Genomic DNA, 20,459 nt, shown 5'->3' on the forward strand with positions numbered 1-20,459 from the left:
CCGCGGTCGGTGAGGGAACCCCGAACCGTCGAGGCCGCCCGCCACGGCGGGCTCCCTCGACGATCCGGGGTTCCCTCGGTGCAGGGCCGGGCGACTACGCGGTCTGCACCAGCGCGCGCACGGCCGACGTGAAGAACGCGAGACCGTCGACTCCCGAGCGCATCGCGGCCGGAGTGTCGGGACCGAAGCCCGGCTCGACCGCGTGCTCGGGGTGCGGCATCAGGCCGACCACGTTGCCGCGCGCGTTGGTCACCCCGGCGATGTCGTTCATCGAGCCGTTCGGGTTCTCGCCGAGGTAGCGGAAGACGACGCGGCCCTCGCCCTCGAGCTCGGCGATCGTGTCGGCCGAGGCGATGTAGCCGCCCTCGCCGTTCTTGAGCGGGATGGTGATCTCCTGGCCCGCCTCGAACTCGCTCGTCCAGACCGTCGACGCGTTCTCGACGCGGAGGCGCTGGTCGCGGCAGACGAACGAGCCCGCGTCGTTGCGGATCAGCCCGCCGGGCAGCAGGTGCGCCTCGGTCAGCATCTGGAAGCCGTTGCAGATGCCGAGCACCGGGGTGCCCGCGTCCGCCGCGGCGATGACCTCGCGCATGATCGGGGAGTGGGAGGCGATGGCTCCGCAGCGCAGGTAGTCGCCGTACGAGAAGCCTCCGGGCAGCACGATCGCGTCGACGCCGCCGAGGTCGTGGTCGCCGTGCCAGAGGGCGACGGGCTCGGCGCCCGCGCGGCGCACGGCGCGCTGCGCGTCGCGGTCGTCGAGCGAGCCCGGGAAGGTGATGACCCCGATGCGCATCAGACGGTCTCGGGGTAGTGGATGCCGACGACGTCCTCGATGACCGAGTTCGACAGCATGTCGGCGGCGATCGCCTCGACGCTCGCGCGCACCTCGTCGGTGACCTCGTCGACGGTGATCTCGAAGCGCTTGCCCACGCGCACGCCGTTCACGGCCGAGTGGCCGAGTCGCGCGAGCGCTCCGGCGACGGCCTTCCCCTGCGGATCGAGCAGCTCGGCCTTGGGCATGACTTCAACGACGATCGTGGGCACCGTGTACTCCGGAGTCTCGGGGGAGTGCGAATTCCGCGCCCCCATCGTACCGGGCGCGCACTCCCCGGGAGCGGGTGCCCTCAGCTCCCCGCGGTCCTCACCCGGATCGCGTTGGACCACGGGTCCTCGAAGGCGAGCGTGCGTCCGTCGTCCCGCGTGGCGACACCGGTGCTGCGCAGTCGCTCGTCGAGCGCCCCGAGATCGTCGGCTCCCGGCACCACGATCTCGACCTGCCCGAGGCCGAGCGCGAGCTGCCGCCGCCCGGCGCCGCGCGAGCTCCAGGTGTTCATCGCCATGTGGTGGTGGTAGCCGCCGGCGGAGACGAAGAGCGCCTGCCCGCCGTAGGTCGTCGTCGTCTCGAAGCCGAGGCGGTCGACGTAGAAGTCCCTGGCGGTGGCGACGTCGCCGACGCTCAGGTGCACGTGTCCCACGGAGGCGCCGCCCAGCCGGGGCTGCTCGATCGCCTCCGGGGTCAGGTGCTCCTGGAGGTAGGCGTTGGGGTCCAGGAAGACCGTCGACATCTCGATCTGCCCGTGGGTCCACGACCACTGCGACCGGTCGCGGTCCCAGTAGAGCTCGACGCCGTTGTGCTCGGGGTCGTCGAAGTAGAACGCTCGGCTCACGAGGTGGTCGGAGCTGCCGGTGAAGGAGCCGGGGTGCCGGGTCGCGACGCTGTAGACCGCTGCGGCGAGCGCCGCCTCCGACTCGAACAGGATCGCGGTGTGGAACAGCCCCGCGCTGCGCGGTGCGGCGTGCCGCAGCTCGGGCGCGTGCTGCAGGATCACGGAGGCGACCCCGCCGCGGCCGAGCACCGCGACCGGCCCGTCGTGCGAGAGCAGATCGAGGGTGACGGCGTCGCGGTAGTAGGCGATCATCCCGTCGAGGTCGGCGACGCGGAGCGTGACCGCGCCCATCGTGGTGTCGGGCGCGAGCAGGTCGGGGGCGGTGGCGTTCATCTCGATCACGCTAGACCCAACTCAGTTGTAGCCACAACTATTTCTTGAGATCGAGCTCCTGCTGGTCGACCGGCCGGACGGACGTGTCGAGCCGCGCCCATCGGCCCGCGCGCCCAGCTTCATAAGCCGTCCATAGGATTCGTCCAGCCGCCGCGATGCGCGCGGTCGTCGAATGGACTCCGGTCGCCGATACGGGGCGGCCCCGGCCACGAGGACGACACCATGAACGAGCAGCACGGACCCCAGGGCGACGAGCCCACCGCCCACTCCGACCGCACCGCCGAGCAGGCCGCTCTCGACGAGCGCCTGGCCCTGCGCGTCGACGACCGCCGCCGTCGGCGCCGCGCCCTCGTCGCCGGCGGCGCCGGTCTCGCCGTGCTGATCGGACTCGCCGCGGGAGGCGTGTCCTCCGCCGGCAGCACCGAGGTCGCCGCGTCCTCCGGCGGCTCGAGCGCGAGCACCGCGGTCTACCCGGGCTCGCGCAGTGCGTTCGGAGGCGGGATCACGGTCTCCCCGTACTCCGGCGGCACCACGCTCTCGCCCTACTCCGGCGGCTCGGGCTACGGCTCCTCCTCCGGGAGCTCCTCGACGAGCACCGCGACCGACGCCGTCGCCGCGAGTGCCGCGCAGACCGCGGGCGTCGTCACGATCACCTCCGACCTCACCTACGAGAGCGCGACCTCGGCCGGGACCGGCGTCGTCCTCACCTCCGACGGCATGATCCTCACCAACAACCACGTCGTCGAGGGGGCGACCAGCATCGAGGTCACCGTCGAGTCGACCGGCGAGGCCTACACCGCTCGCGTCGTCGGCACCGACGCGACCAACGACATCGCCGTCCTCCAGCTCGAGGACGCGTCGGGTCTGACGCCCGCGACGCTCGACACCGACGGGGTCGCCGTCGGCGATGCCGTCACCGCTGTCGGCAACGCAGGGGGGACCGGCGACCTGGTCGCCGCCTCCGGCACCGTGACCGCGCTCGGGCAGAGCATCACGACCCAGTCCGAGGCCGGGATCTCGGGCGAGACCCTGTCCGGGCTGATCCAGGTCGACGCCGACATCGTCTCCGGCGACTCGGGCGGACCGCTCGTCGACTCCGAGGGCGAGGTCGTCGGGATCGACACCGCCGCCTCGAGCGGGTCGGCGGACATCACCGGCTTCGCCGTCCCGATCTCGACGGCTCTCGACATCGTCGCCACGATCGAGGCCGGCGCCGACACCGCCACCGTCGAGATCGGCTACCCGGCGTTCCTGGGGGTCGCGCTCTCGTCGACCGCATCGACCTCGCCCTACCGCTCGGCCGTCTCCGCCGCCGAGGGCGCCGTGGTCTCCGGAGTCGTGACCGACGGCCCCGCGGCGGAGGCGGGCCTCGCCACCGGCGACACCATCACCGCCGTGAACGGCACGGCCATCGCCTCCTCCGACGCACTCTCGGCCGACCTCGCCCAGCGCGAGCCCGGCGAGTCGGTGACCCTCACCTGGACCGACACCGCCGGAGCCTCCCACTCGGCGGAGGTCACCCTGGTCGAGGGCCCCGTCGCCTGATCGCCCGTCGCACCCGAACGAGCCCTCCGCGCCCGCTGCGAAACGCCGAAGTTGTTTTGACTCATTCAACACAACTCCGCTAGTGTCACTGACATGACGACACCGGACGACCGCCTCCGAGCCTCCGGGCTCAAGGCCACCGCCACCCGGCGGGCCGTCCTGCAGGCCCTCGAGGGGCACCCGCACTCCGACGTCGACGCCGTCCTCGCGCGAGTGCGCACCGAGCTCCCCGACGCCTCCGCCCAGGCGGTGTACGGAGTGCTCTCGGCCTTCACCGAGGCCGGCCTCACCCGCCGCATCGAGCCGGAGGGTCACCCCCGCCGGTTCGAGCTGCGGGTCGACGACAACCACCACCACGTCGTCTGCCGCACGTGCGGCGCCGTGGCCGACGTCGACTGCGTCGTCGGTCAGGCGCCCTGCCTGCACCCGTCCACCTCGAGCGGCTTCGCCATCGAGACGGCCGACGTCACCTTCTGGGGCACCTGCCCCGACTGCCTCGCGGCAGCGCAGAGCTGACCGAGACCCCCATCACCGCAGCGGCACGGCCCCGGCCCGCCGCCGACAGGAGGAACATGACCGAGGAACGATTCACGACGACCAATTCCGGAGCGCCGGTCGCGAGCGACGAGCACTCGCTGAGCGTCGGAGCCGACGGCCCCCTCGCGCTCCACGACCACTACCTCCTCGAGAAGCTCGCGCAGTTCAACCGCGAGCGCATCCCCGAGCGGGTCGTCCACGCCAAGGGCGGCGGAGCGTTCGGTCGCTTCGTCACCACCGGAGACGTCAGCGCCTACACCCGCGCCGCGCTCTTCCAGCCCGGCGTCGAGACCGAGATGCTCGCCCGCTTCTCCACCGTCGCCGGCGAGCAGGGCTCGCCCGACACCTGGCGCGACCCGCGCGGCTTCGCGCTGAAGTTCTACACGAGCGAGGGCAACTACGACCTCGTCGGAAACAACACCCCCGTCTTCTTCCTCCGCGACGGCATCAAGTTCCCCGACTTCATCCGCTCGCAGAAGCGCCTCCCCGGCTCGCACCTGCGCGACCACGACATGCAGTGGGACTTCTGGACCCTCTCGCCCGAGTCGGCCCACCAGGTCACCTGGCTGATGGGCGACCGCGGTCTGCCGAGCTCGTGGCGCCACATGGACGGCTTCGGCTCGCACACCTACCAGTGGATCAACGCGGCCGGCGAGCGGTTCTGGGTCAAGTACCACTTCAAGACCGACCAGGGCATCGAGATCCTCAGCCAGGAGCAGGCCGACCAGATCGCAGGAGAGGACGCCGACTTCCACATCCGCGACCTGTCCTCGGCCATCGACCGCGGCGACTTCCCGTCGTGGACGCTCTCGGTGCAGGTCATGCCCTACGAGGACGCGAAGAGCTACCGGTTCAACCCGTTCGACCTCACCAAGGTCTGGCCGCACGCCGACTACCCGCTGATCGAGGTCGGCTCGATGATCCTCGACCGCAACCCCGAGAACTACTTCGCGCAGATCGAGCAGGCGGCCTTCGCCCCCTCGAACTTCGTGCCCGGCATCGCGGCGAGCCCCGACAAGATGCTCCTCGCGCGCATCTTCAGCTACGCCGACGCGCACCGCTACCGCGTGGGCGCGAACCACGCGCAGCTCCCGGTCAACGCGCCGAAGTCGCCGGTGCACTCCTACTCGAAGGACGGGCCGATGCGGTTCGACTTCCAGAAGGCCGAGGTCCCGGTCTACGCGCCCAACACGACCGGAGGCGCCCACGCCGACCCCGCGCGCGCCGCGGAGTCGACGGGTTGGGAGAGCGACGGCGAGCTCACGCGCGCCGCGGCGACCCTCCACCCCGAGGACGACGACTTCGGTCAGGCCGGGACCCTCTACCGCGAGGTGCTCGACGACGACGCGAAGGCCCGCCTGGTCGCGAACATCGCCGGCCACGTCTCGAAGGTGACCCGCCCCGAGCTCCGTCAGCGCGTGCTCCAGTACTGGGCGAACGTCGACACCTCGCTGGCGCAGCGCGTCGCCGAGGCGATCGAGCCCTCGGCTCCGGGCGCCGACGTCTCGCCCGAGGAAGTCGGCATCGGGGCCTAGGCCCGAGCCGAGTGCGCGGTGCCGGGCTGGACCCCGGCACCGCGCGAGTCCGACGAACCCCCTCACCGTGAAAGCAGAGACATGTCCATCGAACGATCCTCAGAGTACGTCCCCTCTCCGATGTGGGGCTCCTACGTCACGACGACGGCAGTGAATCCGACCCGGGTCGGCCGCTACACCGACGTCTCCCCCGCCCCGCGGCGGGAGCGGCGCGAGTACGCGGCGGCGACCGGCGCGGTCGCCCTGCCCTCGACCTGACCTCCGCGTCCGCGGACCACGATCAGCGGACGGTGCGGGCTGTCGCGTGCGGCCCCGCACCGTCCGCTTCCCTGTGCGGTGCGCCTCTGATCGACCGGGGCACCCGGGGCGTCGGCGGCTCCCGCGTCGATCGCGGGCCCCGGGCGTGTCACGCGGTCGCCGCGCGCCGTGCACGCCGCCGCGCGCTCGGCCACCAGAACGCGTCGCCGGTGAGGAACACGAGCGCCGGCACCAGGACCGTGCGCACGACCAGGGTGTCGAGCAGCACTCCGATGCAGACGATCACGCCGATCTGGGTGAGCGCCACGACCGGCAGCACGCCGAGCACGGCGAAGACCGCCGCCAGCAGGATGCCCGCGCTCGTGATCACCCCGCCGGTCGACGCGAGGGCGCGCACCATGCCCTCACGGGTGCCGTGCAGGATCCGCTCCTCGCGGGCACGCGTGACGAGGAAGATGTTGTAGTCGACGCCGAGCGCGACCAGGAACAGGAACGCGAACAGCACCACGTTCGCATCGAACGCGGGGAATCCGAGCAGCCCGCCGAAGAGCAGGTTCGCCGCTCCGAGGCTCGCGAAGAACGTCGCCAGCACGGTCGCGATGAGCAGCACCGGAGCGACGAGCGAGCGCAGGAGCAGCGCGAGGATCAGGAACACGATCGCCAGGATGATCGGGATGATCAGCCCCTGGTCGCGCTCCGACGCCGACTGGGTGTCGAGCGCCGTCGCGTCGCTCCCGCCGACGAGGCTCTCCGAGACCGGTCCGGTGGCGTCGGCGTAGGCCGAGCGCAGGGCGGTGATCGTCGCGAAGCTCTCGGCGCTCTCGGGTTCGGAGGCGAGCACCAGGCTCAGCGAGGTGAGTCCGTTCGCGCTCTCGCCGGCCCGCACGGAGTCGACCCCGTCGGTCCCCTCGGCGAGGGCGGTCGCCTCGGCGACCGCGTCGTCGGGAGCGAGCACCGTGGTCTGCGCGGTGAGGCCGGCCCCGAAGGACTCGTCGATCACGACCTGGGCGCGGACCGACTCCGGATCTCCGAGCAGCTGGTCGGTCTGGGACAGGCCGACCTTCGCGCCGACGAGCCCGAGCGAGAGCAGGGCGAGGCCGACGGTGGCGACGATCGCGACGCGTCCGGGGCGACGCGCGACTCCGCGGCCGAGCCGGGTCCAGAGCCCGTCCTTCCGCGGGGGCGCGCCGGCGGCGTCCGGTCTCGGCACGAACGGCCAGAAGAGGCCGCGACCGCAGAGCACCAGGGCGGACGGCAGCACGACGAGGGCGAACACGATCGCGATCACGACGCCGATCGCGCAGGCGAACCCGAGCGCGCGGTTGCCCGCGAGCTCGGCGAGCAGAAGGGTCAGGAGGCTGAGCGCGACCGTCCCGCCGCTCGCGGCGATCGCCGGCCCGGCGCTGCGGACGGCGGTCGTCATCGCGCGGTGCCGGTCCTCCTCGTGGAGCAGCTCCTCGCGGTAGCGGGCGACGAGCAGCAGCGCGTAGTTCGTGCCCGCGCCGAAGACGAGCACCGAGAGGATGCCGCTCACCGAGGCGTCGATCGAGAGTCCGAGCGCGTCGGCCAGCGCGGCGACGACGATCCGCGCGAGCCCGTCGGCGATGCCGACCACGGCGAGGGGGACGATCCAGAGGATCGGGCTGCGGTAGGTCGCGATGAGCAGCACCGCCACGACGATCACCGTGACGAGCAGGAGCCGGAAGTCGGCTCCGGCGAATGCGTTCGAGATGTCGGCCTGGAAGCCGACGGCACCGGTGAGGTAGCTGTCGAGACCGCTCGGCAGCTCGGCCGATCCCGTCGCGCGGAGCTGGTCCGCGATCGACGCGACATCCGCCTCGACCGCGGAGGCCGAGAGGGGCACGGCCACGAGGGCGGCGCGCCCGTCGTCGCTGAACTGCGGGCGCACGGCCTCGGGGGTCGTCGACAGGGCGGCCAGCGCACCGGCGCGCTCGTCGATCGCCGCGGTGTCCGCCTCGGTCAGGCCGCTGTCCCGGTTCCACAGGACGACTCCCGCCGTCGTGTCGGCCGAGGGGAACTCCTCGAGCAGCGCGGCGACCTTCGCCGACGGTGCCGAGTCGGGGAGACCCGACTGGGGGAAGCCCGACTCGGCACTCGAGGGCAGCAGGGCGAAGAGCGCGCCGACGGCGATGACCGCGGCGAGGACGGTGATCCAGGCGCGTCGTCGGGAGCGGACGAGCAGAGTGAGCGGGGCCATGGTTCTCCTCCGGGGCGCGGGATTAGTCAGCCAACTGACTAATAGTGCCGCGTCACCGCCCTCCAGGGAAGCCGAGACGGTCCAGCCACTCGGCGAGCACCTCCGCGCTCACGTCGAACAGCTCGGTCCCCCGGTGCGGCGCATCGATCTCGGTGCTCGTCACGCGCACTCCCCGGGGCAGCACCTCGACGATCGAGGCGCCGGAGGCGGCCACCGAGCGCTCGTGCGCCGGCCCCGCGAGGACGTCGGTGCGGTTCGCGGCACCGGGCGCGACGACGACCGGCGCGGGAGTCGTCGTGTCGACGAACGCGTGATGCCAGTGCCCCGAGAGCACGGCGAGGACGGGCGCGCCCTCGACCGCCTCCCAGAGATCGTGCGGGTTGGCGAGGCCCATCCGCCGGTGGAGCGGGGTCACGGCCTCGATCGGCGGGTGGTGCAGCACCAGCACGGTGGGAGTGAGCGGATCCCGGTGGAGGCGCTCCCGCAGCCAGGCGAGGGTCGGCTCGGTCAGCAGCCCCCACGACGCACCGCCCGGGACGGACGAGTCGAGGGTCAGGATCCTGACGCCGCGCACGACGGTCTCGGTGTTCCACGGCACCGGCGTTCCGAAGCTCTCCCGGTCGTCGTGATTGCCGAGGGCGAGGACGAGGGCCGCATCCCGGTCGGCGCACCACCCGGCGAGCGCGTCGCGGAGTGCGGAATAGGACTCGGCGGACCCGTCGCCGCTCAGGTCTCCGGAGACGACCACGGCATCGAGGTCCTCGATCGCCGCATGGGCCTCGAGCAGCGCGGCGAGGCCGGCGCGGGTGTCGATCACGCGGTTGTAGCGGTCGCCCGGATCACCGAGGAGGTGGGTGTCCGACAGGTGGAGCAGTCGCAGCGGGCGCTCGGGCCTCGGGTCGAGGATCGCGTCGGCCCGCTCGGAGGCCGCCTCGATCAGCTCGGCGTTCCGCTCGTCCGGCCCGTCGCTCCAGGCGAGCGCCTCGTCGAGCGGCTTGCCGAACCTGAGGTGCCGGGCGACGAGACGGCTGCGGCGGACGGTGGGGTCGATCCGGAGGTGGAGGGTCAGGTCGAGCAGAGGGGCGACCTCACCCCAGCCGCCCTGCTCGAGCAGCAGGTAGTTGCCCTCGATCACGACCACCGTCGCCTGGCCGATCGCCAGGACGATCCCGCCGGCGACCGGCTCCTCGATCGAGCGGTCGAACGAGGCGAAGCGCAGCACGTCTCCGGGCTGCGCGAGGCGGAGGCGCCGGAGCGCCTCGACGAAGCCGGCGGTGTCGAACGTGTCGGGTGCGCCCATCCGCTCGCGTCGACCGAGCTCGCGGAGACGCGTCTGGGGGAGGTGGTACCCGTCGAGTCCGAGGACGACCGAGCCGGGCACCCCCGCCCGCAGCTCCTCGGCGAGCGTCGACTTTCCGGCGCCGGGCGAGCCCGTGACCCCGACGAGCAGCAGCTCGCGCCCGGCGGACGCCTGCGCGACGAGCTCGATCGCGGCCGCCACCGAGTGGAGAACGGGGCGGGAGGTACCGGGGCCGGGGGAGTCGGGGATCATGCGCCCATTCTCCCGAGCGTCCTCCGGGGCTTCGGGCCGCCGGAGGTGAACGGTGGAGAGACGGCGCAGACCGCACCTGGGGAGGAGAGCCGGACCCGCGACACGCCCGGGATGCGCGATTTCGGCCCGCCGTTTGACACGGCGGTGAGCCCTGCGTAAATTACTCCGAGTCGCCACAAAGGCCGCAGGGAAACGGAAAGAACAGGCCTCCTCCGGGAGTGCAGTTCCTACGTCCCGGCCTCAATCGGGACCATCCCACCGAAGACAGCTTCTCGGAGCACGTCGTCGCGACGGATGTAAAGCCTTCGCAGGATCCCTCGGATCCAGCCTCTTCGCCGCCCGGCGCAGGACCACGGTCCTGAAGCGGGCCGTCCTTCACGGGACAACGTCGGAGCGCCTTCGAGCGCAACGACATGGCGGAAAAGCCGGATTTGACACGGCCTGCGGATGTGCTAAGTTATACAAGTTGCCACGGCGGCCGAGAGGATAACTTCTCCAGCTTAGCCGAGTCACTTGTCACTGACAAGCACTCATTGCAACACTCTTCGATCACTCTCGTTGTGAAGCGCTTTCTTTGGGCGTGGAGGCGGGGTGTGTCCGATTCTTGAGAACTCAACAGCGTGCACTATGTTCAATGCCAAATTATATAACCTCGGCCATTGATTCTGTTTCAGCCTTTCGGGGTTGATGCGGTTGATTGGTTGGGTTCCTTTGGAAATTGATGTCAGTAATGACGTCTTATTTGCTAGAGGTCAAACTTGACTTCCTTCTCTTCGGGGTTGGTTGTCGTAATTTTTTTACGGAGAGTTTGATCCTGGCTCAGGACGAACGCTGGCGGCGTGCTTAACACATGCAAGTCGAACGATGAAGCCCAGCTTGCTGGGTGGATTAGTGGCGAACGGGTGAGTAACACGTGAGTAACCTGCCCTTGACTCTGGGATAAGCGCTGGAAACGGCGTCTAATACCGGATACGACCTGCCCCGGCATCGGGTGCGGGTGGAAAGTTTTTCGGTCAAGGATGGACTCGCGGCCTATCAGCTTGTTGGTGAGGTAATGGCTCACCAAGGCGACGACGGGTAGCCGGCCTGAGAGGGTGACCGGCCACACTGGGACTGAGACACGGCCCAGACTCCTACGGGAGGCAGCAGTGGGGAATATTGCACAATGGGCGAAAGCCTGATGCAGCAACGCCGCGTGGGGGATGACGGCCTTCGGGTTGTAAACCTCTTTTAGTAGGGAAGAAGGACTTCGGTTTGACGGTACCTGCAGAAAAAGCACCGGCTAACTACGTGCCAGCAGCCGCGGTAATACGTAGGGTGCAAGCGTTGTCCGGAATTATTGGGCGTAAAGAGCTCGTAGGCGGTTTGTCGCGTCTGCTGTGAAAACCCGAGGCTCAACCTCGGGCCTGCAGTGGGTACGGGCAGACTAGAGTGCGGTAGGGGAGAATGGAATTCCTGGTGTAGCGGTGGAATGCGCAGATATCAGGAGGAACACCGATGGCGAAGGCAGTTCTCTGGGCCGTAACTGACGCTGAGGAGCGAAAGCATGGGGAGCGAACAGGATTAGATACCCTGGTAGTCCATGCCGTAAACGTTGGGCGCTAGATGTGGGGACCTTTCCACGGTTTCCGTGTCGCAGCTAACGCATTAAGCGCCCCGCCTGGGGAGTACGGCCGCAAGGCTAAAACTCAAAGGAATTGACGGGGGCCCGCACAAGCGGCGGAGCATGCGGATTAATTCGATGCAACGCGAAGAACCTTACCAAGGCTTGACATATACCGGAAACTTCCAGAAATGGTTGCCCCGCAAGGTCGGTATACAGGTGGTGCATGGTTGTCGTCAGCTCGTGTCGTGAGATGTTGGGTTAAGTCCCGCAACGAGCGCAACCCTCGTTCTATGTTGCCAGCACGTCATGGTGGGAACTCATAGGAGACTGCCGGGGTCAACTCGGAGGAAGGTGGGGATGACGTCAAATCATCATGCCCCTTATGTCTTGGGCTTCACGCATGCTACAATGGCCGGTACAAAGGGCTGCGATACCGTAAGGTGGAGCGAATCCCAAAAAGCCGGTCTCAGTTCGGATTGAGGTCTGCAACTCGACCTCATGAAGTCGGAGTCGCTAGTAATCGCAGATCAGCAACGCTGCGGTGAATACGTTCCCGGGCCTTGTACACACCGCCCGTCAAGTCATGAAAGTCGGTAACACCCGAAGCCAGTGGCCTAACCGCAAGGAGGGAGCTGTCGAAGGTGGGATCGGTGATTAGGACTAAGTCGTAACAAGGTAGCCGTACCGGAAGGTGCGGCTGGATCACCTCCTTTCTAAGGAGCATCTGGACACGGCGCTCCTCGGAGCGTGTCGGTTCCAGGCGCCAGATCAAAGCGAATGTCTTTGCTGGTAGCTCATGGGTGGAACATTGAACTAGGTGCTCGGTGAGATTCGTCTCGTGTCAGTACAGCCTTCGGGTTGGGAACGCACGGACGGGTGGAGTCGGGTACATGCACGCTGTTGGGTCCTGAGGGACCGGGCCGGCTGCTTCTTCGGGAGCAGCTCGGGTCTGAACCTTCTGGATCCTTTTCTCATGCCTGGGTGCATGGGGGAGGGATACCGCCCGTATTTTGAGAACTACACAGTGGACGCGAGCATCTTAGATTCGGCACCCTTGCAGGTGTCGGATCGACAAGATTCGCATGGCGCGGCTTTCGGGCTGCGGTCATGCAAATCATTGGATCTGCAACTTTTCGAGTTGTAGTTTCTTAACTCATGTGATTAGCAAGTTCATAAGAGCAAACGGTGAATGCCTTGGCATCTGGAGCCGAAGAAGGACGTCGTAATCTGCGATAAGCCTCGGGGAGCTGATAAACGAGCTGTGATCCGAGGATTTCCGAATGGGGAAACCCCGCCAGGCCCCTTGTGGTGACCTGGTGACTCCCGCCTGAATATATAGGGCGGGTAGAGGGAACGTGGGGAAGTGAAACATCTCAGTACCCACAGGAAGAGAAAACAACAGTGATTCCGTTAGTAGTGGCGAGCGAACGCGGAAGAGGCTAAACCGAGCCATGTGTGATACCCGGCAGGGGTTGCATGGTCGGGGTTGTGGGACTTTTCGTCGTGTTCTGCCGAGCACGGAACGTTACAGCGCATCATAGACGAACAGGTTTGAATGCCTGGCCAGAGCGGGTGCGAGCCCCGTAGTCGAAATGGTGTTATGGCGTGAAGAGTATCCCAAGTAGCACGGGGCCCGAGAAATCCCGTGTGAATCCGTCAGGACCACCTGATAAGCCTAAATACTCCCAGATGACCGATAGCGGACAAGTACCGTGAGGGAAAGGTGAAAAGTACCCCGGGAGGGGAGTGAAATAGTACCTGAAACCGTTTGCTTACAAACCGTCGGAGCCTCCTTGTAGGGGTGACGGCGTGCCTTTTGAAGAATGAGCCTGCGAGTTAGTGCTCTGTGGCGAGGTTAACCCGAGTGGGGCAGCCGTAGCGAAAGCGAGTCCGAATAGGGCGATTCAGTCGCAGGGTCTAGACCCGAAGCGAAGTGATCTATCCATGGCCAGGTTGAAGCGACGGTAAGACGTCGTGGAGGACCGAACCCACTTCAGTTGAAAATGGAGGGGATGAGCTGTGGATAGGGGTGAAAGGCCAATCAAACTTCGTGATAGCTGGTTCTCTCCGAAATGCATTTAGGTGCAGCGTTGCGTGTTTCTTGCCGGAGGTAGAGCTACTGGATGGCCGATGGGGCCCAAAAGCTTACTGACGTCAGCCAAACTCCGAATGCCGGTAAGTGAGAGCGCAGCAGTGAGACTGTGGGGGATAAGCTTCATAGTCGAGAGGGAAACAACCCAGACCACCAACTAAGGTCCCTAAGCGCGTGCTAAGTGGGAAAGGATGTGGAGTTGCACAGACAACCAGGAGGTTGGCTTAGAAGCAGCCACCCTTGAAAGAGTGCGTAATAGCTCACTGGTCAAGTGATTCCGCGCCGACAATGTAACGGGGCTCAAGCACGCCACCGAAGTTGTGGCATTGACATTAGTGGTAGGCCTTCGTGGTCCAGCCGTGTTGATGGGTAGGAGAGCGTCGTGTGGCGAGTGAAGCGGCGGTGTGAACCAGCCGTGGACGCCACACGAGTGAGAATGCAGGCATGAGTAGCGAAAGACGGGTGAGAAACCCGTCCTCCGGAAGACCAAGGGTTCCAGGGTCAAGCTAATCTTCCCTGGGTAAGTCGGGACCTAAGGCGAGGCCGACAGGCGTAGTCGATGGACAACGGGTTGATATTCCCGTACCGGCGAAGAACCGCCCAAGACAATCCAGTAGTGCTAAGTATCTGAATCCCTTTGATGGATCCCTTCGGGGTGAAGCGTTGGGCCTAGCGTACGACCCCATGCTGGTGCGTTTAGCGTATTAACAGGTGTGACGCAGGAAGGTAGCCGAGCCGGGCGATGGTTGTCCCGGTCTAAGGATGTAGGGCGAACGATAGGCAAATCCGTCGTTCACACAGCCTGAGATCTGATGGGTAGACGCAAGTCGAAATCGGTGATCCTATGCTGCCAAGAAAAGCATCGACGCGAGGTTCTAGCTGCCCGTACCCCAAACCGACTCAGGTGGTCAGGTAGAGAATACTAAGGAGATCGAGAGAATCGTGGTTAAGGAACTCGGCAAAATGCCCCCGTAACTTCGGGAGAAGGGGGGCCTGAGGCGTGAACGGACTTGCTCCGGGAGCGTTCGATGGCCGCAGAGACCAGTGGGAAGCGACTGTTTACTAAAAACACAGGTCCGTGCTAAGTCGCAAGACGATGTATACGGACTGACGCCTGCCCGGTGCTGGAAGGTTAAGAGGAACGGTTAGCCGCAAGGCGAAGCTGAGAATTTAAGCCCCAGTAAACGGCGGTGGTAACTATAACCATCCTAAGGTAGCGAAATTCCTTGTCGGGTAAGTTCCGACCTGCACGAATGGCGTAACGACTTCCCAGCTGTCTCAACCGCGAACTCGGCGAAATTGCATTACGAGTAAAGATGCTCGTTACGCGCAGCAGGACGGAAAGACCCCGTGACCTTTACTATAGTTTGGTATTGGTGTTCGGTGTGGCTTGTGTAGGATAGGTGGGAGACTGTGAAGCGGGCACGCTAGTGTTCGTGGAGTCATTGTTGAAATACCACTCTGGTCACTCTGGATATCTAACTTCGAACCCTGATCGGGTTCAGGGACAGTGCCTGATGGGTAGTTTAACTGGGGCGGTTGCCTCCTAAAGAGTAACGGAGGCGCCCAAAGGTTCCCTCAACCTGGTTGGCAATCAGGTGGCGAGTGTAAGTGCACAAGGGAGCTTGACTGTGAGACTGACAAGTCGAGCAGGGACGAAAGTCGGGACTAGTGATCCGGCAGTGGCTTGTGGAAGCGCTGTCGCTCAACGGATAAAAGGTACCTCGGGGATAACAGGCTGATCTTGCCCAAGAGTCCATATCGACGGCATGGTTTGGCACCTCGATGTCGGCTCGTCGCATCCTGGGGCTGGAGTAGGTCCCAAGGGTTGGGCTGTTCGCCCATTAAAGCGGTACGCGAGCTGGGTTTAGAACGTCGTGAGACAGTTCGGTCCCTATCCGCTGCGCGCGCAGGAAATTTGAGAAGATCTATCCCTAGTACGAGAGGACCGGGATGGACGAACCTCTGGTGTGTCAGTTGTTCCGCCAGGAGCACCGCTGATTAGCTACGTTCGGAACGGATAACCGCTGAAAGCATCTAAGCGGGAAGCCGGCTTCGAGATGAGATTTCCATCCCTTCGGGGGAGAGGCTCCCAGCCAGACGACTGGGTTGATAGGCCGGATGTGGAAGACAGGACTAAAGACTGTCGGAGCTGACCGGTACTAATAAGCCGATAACTTGATAATCACTACACTCATACCGTTGTAAAGGCTGGTAGGAGTGGTCAGAGATTGCTTGCGTCCACTTTGTGGTTCCCAGAAGACGGGCACCCCACACATCCCTTGCGGGAGTGTGGAACATAATTGAATACACGCACGGCGTGTAACCCCAGATTTGACCATCAGCCTTCGGGCTGGTGTGTCGCCAGGGTTACGGCGGCCATAGCGAGAGGGAAACGCCCGGTCACATTCCGAACCCGGAAGCTAAGACTCTCAGCGCCGATGGTACTGCAGGGGGGACCCTGTGGGAGAGTAGGACACCGCCGGACACCATTCACGATGGCCACCCAGAAATGGGTGGCCATCGCTGTTTAACCAGCGATCCGTTGCACGACGGCATCATCCGCGCGCGTCCCCGTAGAGGCGCGGCTGCGCTCCACGAGGGGGCGCGGGCTAGGGTGGTGGCGTCGCTGCGCGAGCTGCAGCAGCACTCGCCACGAGCGAGACAACTCCACAGAGCACCATCACACGGCACGACGACGGCAGCGCATCATCACGACAGGCGAGGAACGCATGGACGACTCAGCACCCGACCGCAACGACCGCGGAGCGGAGAACCGTGATCAGCGCCCGCCCCGAGCCGGCGGCGAGCGGTCCGCGTCCGGTGGACAGGGGCGACGTGACGACTCCCGTCCGTCCCGCGATGGTGCTTCCCGCCCCCGACGCGAGGGCGACGCCCGACCGCGACGTGAGGGCGACGGTTCGTCCCGTCGCGACGGAGGGTACGCACCGCGCCGGGATGAGAACCCCCGCCGCGACGGCGGCTCCGGTCAGCGTCGCGATGGTGACTCCCGTCCTCGTCGTGACGGCGACTCCGGCCCCCGTCGTGAGGGTGGTTACGCTCCTCGTCGTGATGGCGACTCCGCACCCCGTCGCGATAATGACTCCCGTCCGCGTCGTGATGGTGACTCCGGTCCTCGTCGTGACGGCGGTTACGCTCCCCGTCGTGACGGCGACTCCGCTCCCCGTCGCGACAACGACTCGCGTCCGCGTCGTGATGGCGACTCCGGTCCCCGTCGTGAGGGTGGCTACGCTCCCCGTCGTGACGGCGACTCCGCTCCCCGTCGCGACAACGACTCCCGTCCTCGCCGCGATGGTGACTCCGGTCCTCGTCGTGAGGGCGGGTACGCTCCCCGTCGAGACGGCGACTCCGCACCCCGCCGCGACAACGACTCCCGTCCCCGTCGCGACGGTGACTCCGGTCCCCGTCGTGAGGGCGGGTACGCTCCCCGCCGCGACAACGACTCCCGTCCCCGTCGCGACGGTGACTCCGCCCCTCGTCGTGAGGGCGGCTACGCCCGGCGTGATGGCGACTCGCGCCCCCGCAGCGACTCGCGTCCCGCGCGCGACGGCGACTCCCGCGGCGGGCGCGACTCCGCGCCCCGCTGGGACGACCGGCGCGGCGGCGGCGACCGCCAGGGTGGAGCCGGCCGCGGTGGGTTCGCCGGCCGCGGTGGTCCGCGCGAGGAGCCGGAGATCTCGGAGGAGGAGCGCGAGCGCCGCTCGCTGCAGTCGGTGCGTCCGCGCCACGACGACCCCGAGCTCCCCGACGACGTGCAGGCGAAGGACCTCGACCGCGGGGCCCGCAACGAGCTGCGCACGCTGACCAAGGAGAACGCCGAGTGGGTGGCCATGCACCTGGTGATGGCGGGTCGCCTGCTCGAGGAGGACCCGGAGCTCGCGCACCGGCACGTCCTGTCGGCTGCCCGCCGTGCCGGGCGGATCGCCATCGTCCGGGAGTCGCTTGCGATCTCGGCGTACGCGATCGGCGACTACGCCCTGGCGCTGCGCGAGCTGCGCACCTACCGCCGGATCTCCGGATCCGATGAGCAGGTCCCGCTGATGGTCGACAGCGAGCGCGGAGTCGGGCGGCCCGACAAGGCGCTCGAGCTCGGTCGCTCCATCGACCGGACCGCTCTGAGCGCGGGCGCCCAGGTGTCGCTCGCCATCGCGATGTCGGGCGCTCGACTCGACCTCGGCCAGACCGAGCTCGCTCTGATGGAGCTCGAGATCCCGCAGCTCGAGCCCGACCGCGCCTTCTCGTACAGCCCGCCGCTCTTCGCGGCGTACGCGCTCGTGCTCGAGGAGCTCGGGCGGACCGAGGAGGCGGCGACCTGGCAGCGTCGCGCCGACATCGCCGAGCGCGCGGTCTTCGCCGCGGAGGGCGGCGGCGACGACGAGACGATCGAGGTCGTCGAGGAGGAGAGCGACGAGCCGACCCGGGCTCCCGTGGCGGACCTCGAGGTCGAGGACGAGCCCGAGGCGGAGTCCGACGACACGGGGGACTCCCGCGACGCGGACGACTCCGACGCCGCGGACGACTCCGAGGACGCGGACGACTCCGAGGACGCGGACGACTCCGAGGACGCGGACGACTCCGACGACGCGGACGACTCCGACGACGCGGCCCCCGGCGAGGAGCCCCTCCCCGTCGACGATGCACCGCTCACCGACGACGCCGCACCCGCGGCCCCCACCCCCGACACCGCCGAGGAGGCCGCCGATGTTCCGCAGCGCGAAGACGACTGAGCCCACCCCGCTCGACGGGCGCGACGCGGTCCTCGCGGACCTCGACGGTGTCGTCTACAAGGGAGCCGACGCGATCCCCTACGCGGTCGACAGCCTGAACAGTGCGGGCGAGACGCTCCGCGTCGGATACATCACGAACAACGCCTCCCGCACCGACGTCTCCGTGGCGGGCCACCTCTCCGACCTCGGGCTCGTGGTGCGCCCGGAGGACGTCGTGACCTCGCCCCAGGCGGCCGTCGTGCTGCTCGCCGACCTCGTGCCGGCAGGGTCGACCGTGCTCGTCGTCGGCGGCGAGGGGCTGACCACCGAGGTGGAGCGCGCCGGGTTCGTCGTCACCCGCAGCGCGGAGGAGTCGCCCGCGGCGGTCATCCAGGGCTTCGCCCCCACCGTCGGCTGGGAGCAGCTGGCGGAGGCGTCGTTCGCGCTGCACACCGGGATCCCGTGGGTCGCGACCAACACCGACTGGACGATCCCGGTCGCCCGGGGCATCGCCCCCGGCAACGGGACCCTGGTGTCGGCCGTGCACACCGCGGTGGGGCGCCTGCCCGTCGTGGCGGGCAAGCCGGAGCGCGCGATCTTCGACGCGGCGACCCAGCGGTTCGGCTCGACGAATCCGCTCTTCATCGGAGACCGCCTGGACACCGACATCGCCGGCGCGAACGCGGCCGAGATGGCCAGCGCCCACGTGCTCACCGGTATCGACCGCGCCAAGCAGCTGCTCGCGGCCGAGCCGAAGCTCCGTCCGCAGTACATCCTCGGCGATCTGCGCGAGCTGCACCTGCCCTACCCCGCGACGACCGTCGCCCGGAACGGCACCCACTCGGTGCGCTCGGCGAAGGTGCGCCTCGAGGGCGACTCCGTCGTCGTCGTGAGCGCGGGCGAGGACCCGACCGACCTGCTCCGCGCCGCCTGCTCGGTGATCTGGAGCTCGGGTCGCGCGATCTACGGGCTCGACGTCCCGGAGTCGCTCTACAGCTGAGCGCCGGGCTCCTCCGCAGTGCCGCGGCGGAGGAGCCCGTCCAGCCGGACGGAGAGCAGCACGGCGCCGAGCGCGACGAGGGCTCCGTAGACGAAGATCGCGCCGAACACGGCCGTGCCGCCCCCGATCACCCCGGTGACCGTCGCGGCGAGGAGCCCGGTGAGCGCGAGGGAGACCGATCCTCCCGTCGAGTCGCCGATCTGCAGGGCCGAGCTGTTGAAGCCCTCGCGGCCCGGAGCAGACAGGGCGAGCGTGAGCGTCCCCATCCTCGGGAACATCGCCCCCATCCCGCCGCCCGCGACGAACCAGCCGACCCCCGCGACGATCGGCGAGAGCGCGAGGGCGACGGTGATCACCACGATGAGGATCCCCGCGAGCAGCAGGGCCGTGCCGAGCCGCATCGCGCCGCCGTGCGAGAGCCGGGTGCCGGGGCGGCCCTGGAGGTTCGAGCCGAGCGCCCACGAGAGCGCTCCGGCCGTGAGGGTCGCGCCCGCGAGCCACGGCGGGAGGCCGTACTGCTCGGTGAGCAGCAGCGGCAGGTAGACCTCGGTGCCGAAGAACGCCGCGGCGACCAGCGCCCGCAGCAGCACCGTCGACGGGAGCACGCCGCGGGCCCGGAGGGTGCCGGCGGGCAGGAGCGCGCGCACCGCCACCACGACGACGACGATCGCGGCGGTGGCGAGGAGGGCCGAGAAGGCGGGGACGATCTCGGCACTCGTGCTCAGCACGACGACTCCGGCGGCGACCACGACCGCGCGGGCCACCCGGCCGACGGCGCTGCGGTCGAACGGGCGCAGCTCCTGCGGCTCGAGGGCGCGGAGGGTCGGCGCGATCACCGCGCTCGCGACGGCCACGAGCACCACGACTCCGAGGAACACCCAGTGCCAGCTCGCGAGCTCGGCCACGACCCCGGCGGCCAGCGGGCCGACCAGCGAGGGGATCACCCACGCGGCGGCGAACGCGCCGAAGATCCGCGGATGCAGGTCGGCGGGGAAGACCCGGGCGACCAGCACGTAGAGGGTGACGGTGATGCCTCCGCTGCCCAGTCCCTGCAGCAGGCGCGCGGCGACGAAGACGCCCATCGTCGAGGCGGTGCCCGCGGCGATGAGGCCGATCGTGAAGAGGAGGATCGCGGTGACGAGGGCGGGCGTGGGCCCGCGACGATCGGCGGAGGAGCCTGCGGCGACCATCCCGACGACCGCGGCGGCCAGGGTCGCGGCGAACGCCAGGGGGTACAGCGCGCGCCCGTCGAGATCGGCGCTGACGATCGGCATGATCGTCGTCACGGCCAGCGCCTCGAACGCGCAGAGGAAGACGAGGCCGGTGGTCCCGACGGTGGTCAGGAGGTAGGGAGCCGAGGTGATGCCGCGGCGATCGACGGAACGCACT

The 20,459-nt window shown here is 67.7% G+C and carries 13 protein-coding genes and 3 rRNA genes; 9 read left to right on the forward strand and 7 right to left on the reverse strand.

The features are described from left to right. Positions 1-94: 94 nt before the first annotated feature. The 3 genes from purQ to GSU68_RS01060 form a co-directional block, all read right to left on the reverse strand. Entirely contained in the window at positions 95-793 is a 699-nt protein-coding gene (purQ, locus tag GSU68_RS01050; protein ID WP_159905286.1) for a phosphoribosylformylglycinamidine synthase subunit PurQ, read from the reverse strand. Beyond that, the gene (gene purS, locus GSU68_RS01055) at positions 793-1,044 is read right to left on the reverse strand and encodes a phosphoribosylformylglycinamidine synthase subunit PurS (protein ID WP_167305271.1); all 252 of its coding nucleotides are present in this window, start codon (positions 1,042-1,044) and stop codon (positions 793-795) included. Before purS ends, purQ begins: the two co-directional genes overlap by 1 nt. 80 nt (positions 1,045-1,124) lie before the next feature. Then, positions 1,125-2,000 carry a VOC family protein gene (locus tag GSU68_RS01060; protein ID WP_159905287.1) on the reverse strand — a complete coding sequence of 292 codons (876 nt, stop codon included), beginning with the start codon at positions 1,998-2,000 and terminating at the stop codon, positions 1,125-1,127. A 222-nt stretch (positions 2,001-2,222) separates the two neighbouring features. Between GSU68_RS01060 and GSU68_RS01065 the strand changes: the two genes are divergently transcribed. The 4 genes from GSU68_RS01065 (at position 2,223) to GSU68_RS01080 (ending at position 5,875) form a co-directional block, all read left to right on the forward strand. After that, positions 2,223-3,545 carry a trypsin-like peptidase domain-containing protein gene (locus GSU68_RS01065; RefSeq protein ID WP_208544624.1) on the forward strand — a complete coding sequence of 441 codons (1,323 nt, stop codon included), beginning with the start codon at positions 2,223-2,225 and terminating at the stop codon, positions 3,543-3,545. A 93-nt stretch (positions 3,546-3,638) separates the two neighbouring features. After that, positions 3,639-4,061 carry a Fur family transcriptional regulator gene (locus tag GSU68_RS01070; RefSeq protein WP_159905288.1) on the forward strand — a complete coding sequence of 141 codons (423 nt, stop codon included), beginning with the start codon at positions 3,639-3,641 and terminating at the stop codon, positions 4,059-4,061. Between the two features lie 56 nt (positions 4,062-4,117). Next, positions 4,118-5,617 carry a catalase gene (locus GSU68_RS01075; RefSeq protein WP_159905289.1) on the forward strand — a complete coding sequence of 500 codons (1,500 nt, stop codon included), beginning with the start codon at positions 4,118-4,120 and terminating at the stop codon, positions 5,615-5,617. An 81-nt stretch (positions 5,618-5,698) separates the two neighbouring features. Then, positions 5,699-5,875, forward strand: a complete 177-nt coding sequence (locus tag GSU68_RS01080) for a hypothetical protein (RefSeq protein WP_159905290.1) — start codon at positions 5,699-5,701, stop codon at positions 5,873-5,875. Between the two features lie 148 nt (positions 5,876-6,023). Here the strand turns inward: GSU68_RS01080 and GSU68_RS01085 are convergent, their stop codons facing one another. Together GSU68_RS01085 and GSU68_RS01090 are read right to left on the reverse strand one after the other, a co-directional pair. Next, a complete protein-coding gene (locus tag GSU68_RS01085) occupies positions 6,024-8,093 on the reverse strand; it encodes an MMPL family transporter (protein ID WP_159905291.1) in 2,070 nt (689 codons plus the stop codon). A gap of 52 nt (positions 8,094-8,145) precedes the next feature. Beyond that, complete coding sequence (locus tag GSU68_RS01090) at positions 8,146-9,645, reverse strand: metallophosphoesterase (RefSeq protein WP_159905292.1); 1,500 nt, start codon at positions 9,643-9,645, stop codon at positions 8,146-8,148. Positions 9,646-10,441: 796 nt separating this feature from the next. Here GSU68_RS01090 and GSU68_RS01095 point away from each other — a divergent pair. The 3 genes from GSU68_RS01095 to rrf all read left to right on the forward strand — a co-directional run bounded on the left by GSU68_RS01095 (position 10,442) and on the right by rrf (position 15,831). Continuing rightward, a 16S ribosomal RNA gene (locus tag GSU68_RS01095) occupies positions 10,442-11,964 on the forward strand. Positions 11,965-12,413: 449 nt separating this feature from the next. After that, positions 12,414-15,529: ribosomal RNA gene (locus GSU68_RS01100) — 23S ribosomal RNA — on the forward strand. Between the two features lie 185 nt (positions 15,530-15,714). Next, positions 15,715-15,831 (forward strand): 5S ribosomal RNA (rrf, locus tag GSU68_RS01105). Together the 16S, 23S and 5S rRNA genes form the textbook arrangement of a ribosomal RNA operon. A gap of 253 nt (positions 15,832-16,084) precedes the next feature. Here the strand turns inward: rrf and GSU68_RS01110 are convergent. Further along, the gene (locus GSU68_RS01110; protein ID WP_159905293.1) at positions 16,085-17,092 is read right to left on the reverse strand and encodes a hypothetical protein; all 1,008 of its coding nucleotides are present in this window, start codon (positions 17,090-17,092) and stop codon (positions 16,085-16,087) included. On the opposite strand from GSU68_RS01110, the gene GSU68_RS01115 reads away from it, so the two are divergent. Continuing rightward, a complete protein-coding gene (locus tag GSU68_RS01115) occupies positions 17,078-18,091 on the forward strand; it encodes a hypothetical protein (protein WP_244259352.1) in 1,014 nt (337 codons plus the stop codon). The genes GSU68_RS01110 and GSU68_RS01115 overlap by 15 nt on opposite strands. Continuing rightward, on the forward strand, positions 18,066-19,070 hold the full coding sequence (locus GSU68_RS01120) for an HAD-IIA family hydrolase (protein ID WP_159905294.1): 1,005 nt from the start codon (positions 18,066-18,068) through the stop codon (positions 19,068-19,070). Before GSU68_RS01115 ends, GSU68_RS01120 begins: the two co-directional genes overlap by 26 nt. On the opposite strand, the gene GSU68_RS01125 is transcribed toward GSU68_RS01120, so the two are convergent. Continuing rightward, a complete protein-coding gene (locus GSU68_RS01125; RefSeq protein ID WP_244259353.1) occupies positions 19,061-20,458 on the reverse strand; it encodes an MFS transporter in 1,398 nt (465 codons plus the stop codon). The two genes, GSU68_RS01120 and GSU68_RS01125, sit on opposite strands and share 10 nt — an antisense overlap. Position 20,459 lies beyond the last annotated feature (1 nt).

It is taken from the genome of Rathayibacter sp. VKM Ac-2759 (assembly GCF_009834225.1).
In the GTDB taxonomy this organism is placed as follows: Bacteria; Actinomycetota; Actinomycetes; order Actinomycetales; family Microbacteriaceae; genus Rathayibacter.

Coding starts and splice junctions, on each gene's coding strand:
- GSU68_RS01090 (WP_159905292.1), bottom strand. CDS start 9,645: ATGATCCCCGACTCCCCCGGCCCCGGTACCTCCCGCCCCGTTCTCCAC.
- GSU68_RS01075 (WP_159905289.1), top strand. CDS start 4,118: ATGACCGAGGAACGATTCACGACGACCAATTCCGGAGCGCCGGTCGCG.
- GSU68_RS01060 (WP_159905287.1), bottom strand. CDS start 2,000: ATGAACGCCACCGCCCCCGACCTGCTCGCGCCCGACACCACGATGGGC.
- GSU68_RS01065 (WP_208544624.1), top strand. CDS start 2,223: ATGAACGAGCAGCACGGACCCCAGGGCGACGAGCCCACCGCCCACTCC.
- purQ (WP_159905286.1), bottom strand. CDS start 793: ATGCGCATCGGGGTCATCACCTTCCCGGGCTCGCTCGACGACCGCGAC.
- GSU68_RS01070 (WP_159905288.1), top strand. CDS start 3,639: ATGACGACACCGGACGACCGCCTCCGAGCCTCCGGGCTCAAGGCCACC.
- GSU68_RS01120 (WP_159905294.1), top strand. CDS start 18,066: ATGTTCCGCAGCGCGAAGACGACTGAGCCCACCCCGCTCGACGGGCGC.
- GSU68_RS01080 (WP_159905290.1), top strand. CDS start 5,699: ATGTCCATCGAACGATCCTCAGAGTACGTCCCCTCTCCGATGTGGGGC.
- GSU68_RS01085 (WP_159905291.1), bottom strand. CDS start 8,093: ATGGCCCCGCTCACTCTGCTCGTCCGCTCCCGACGACGCGCCTGGATC.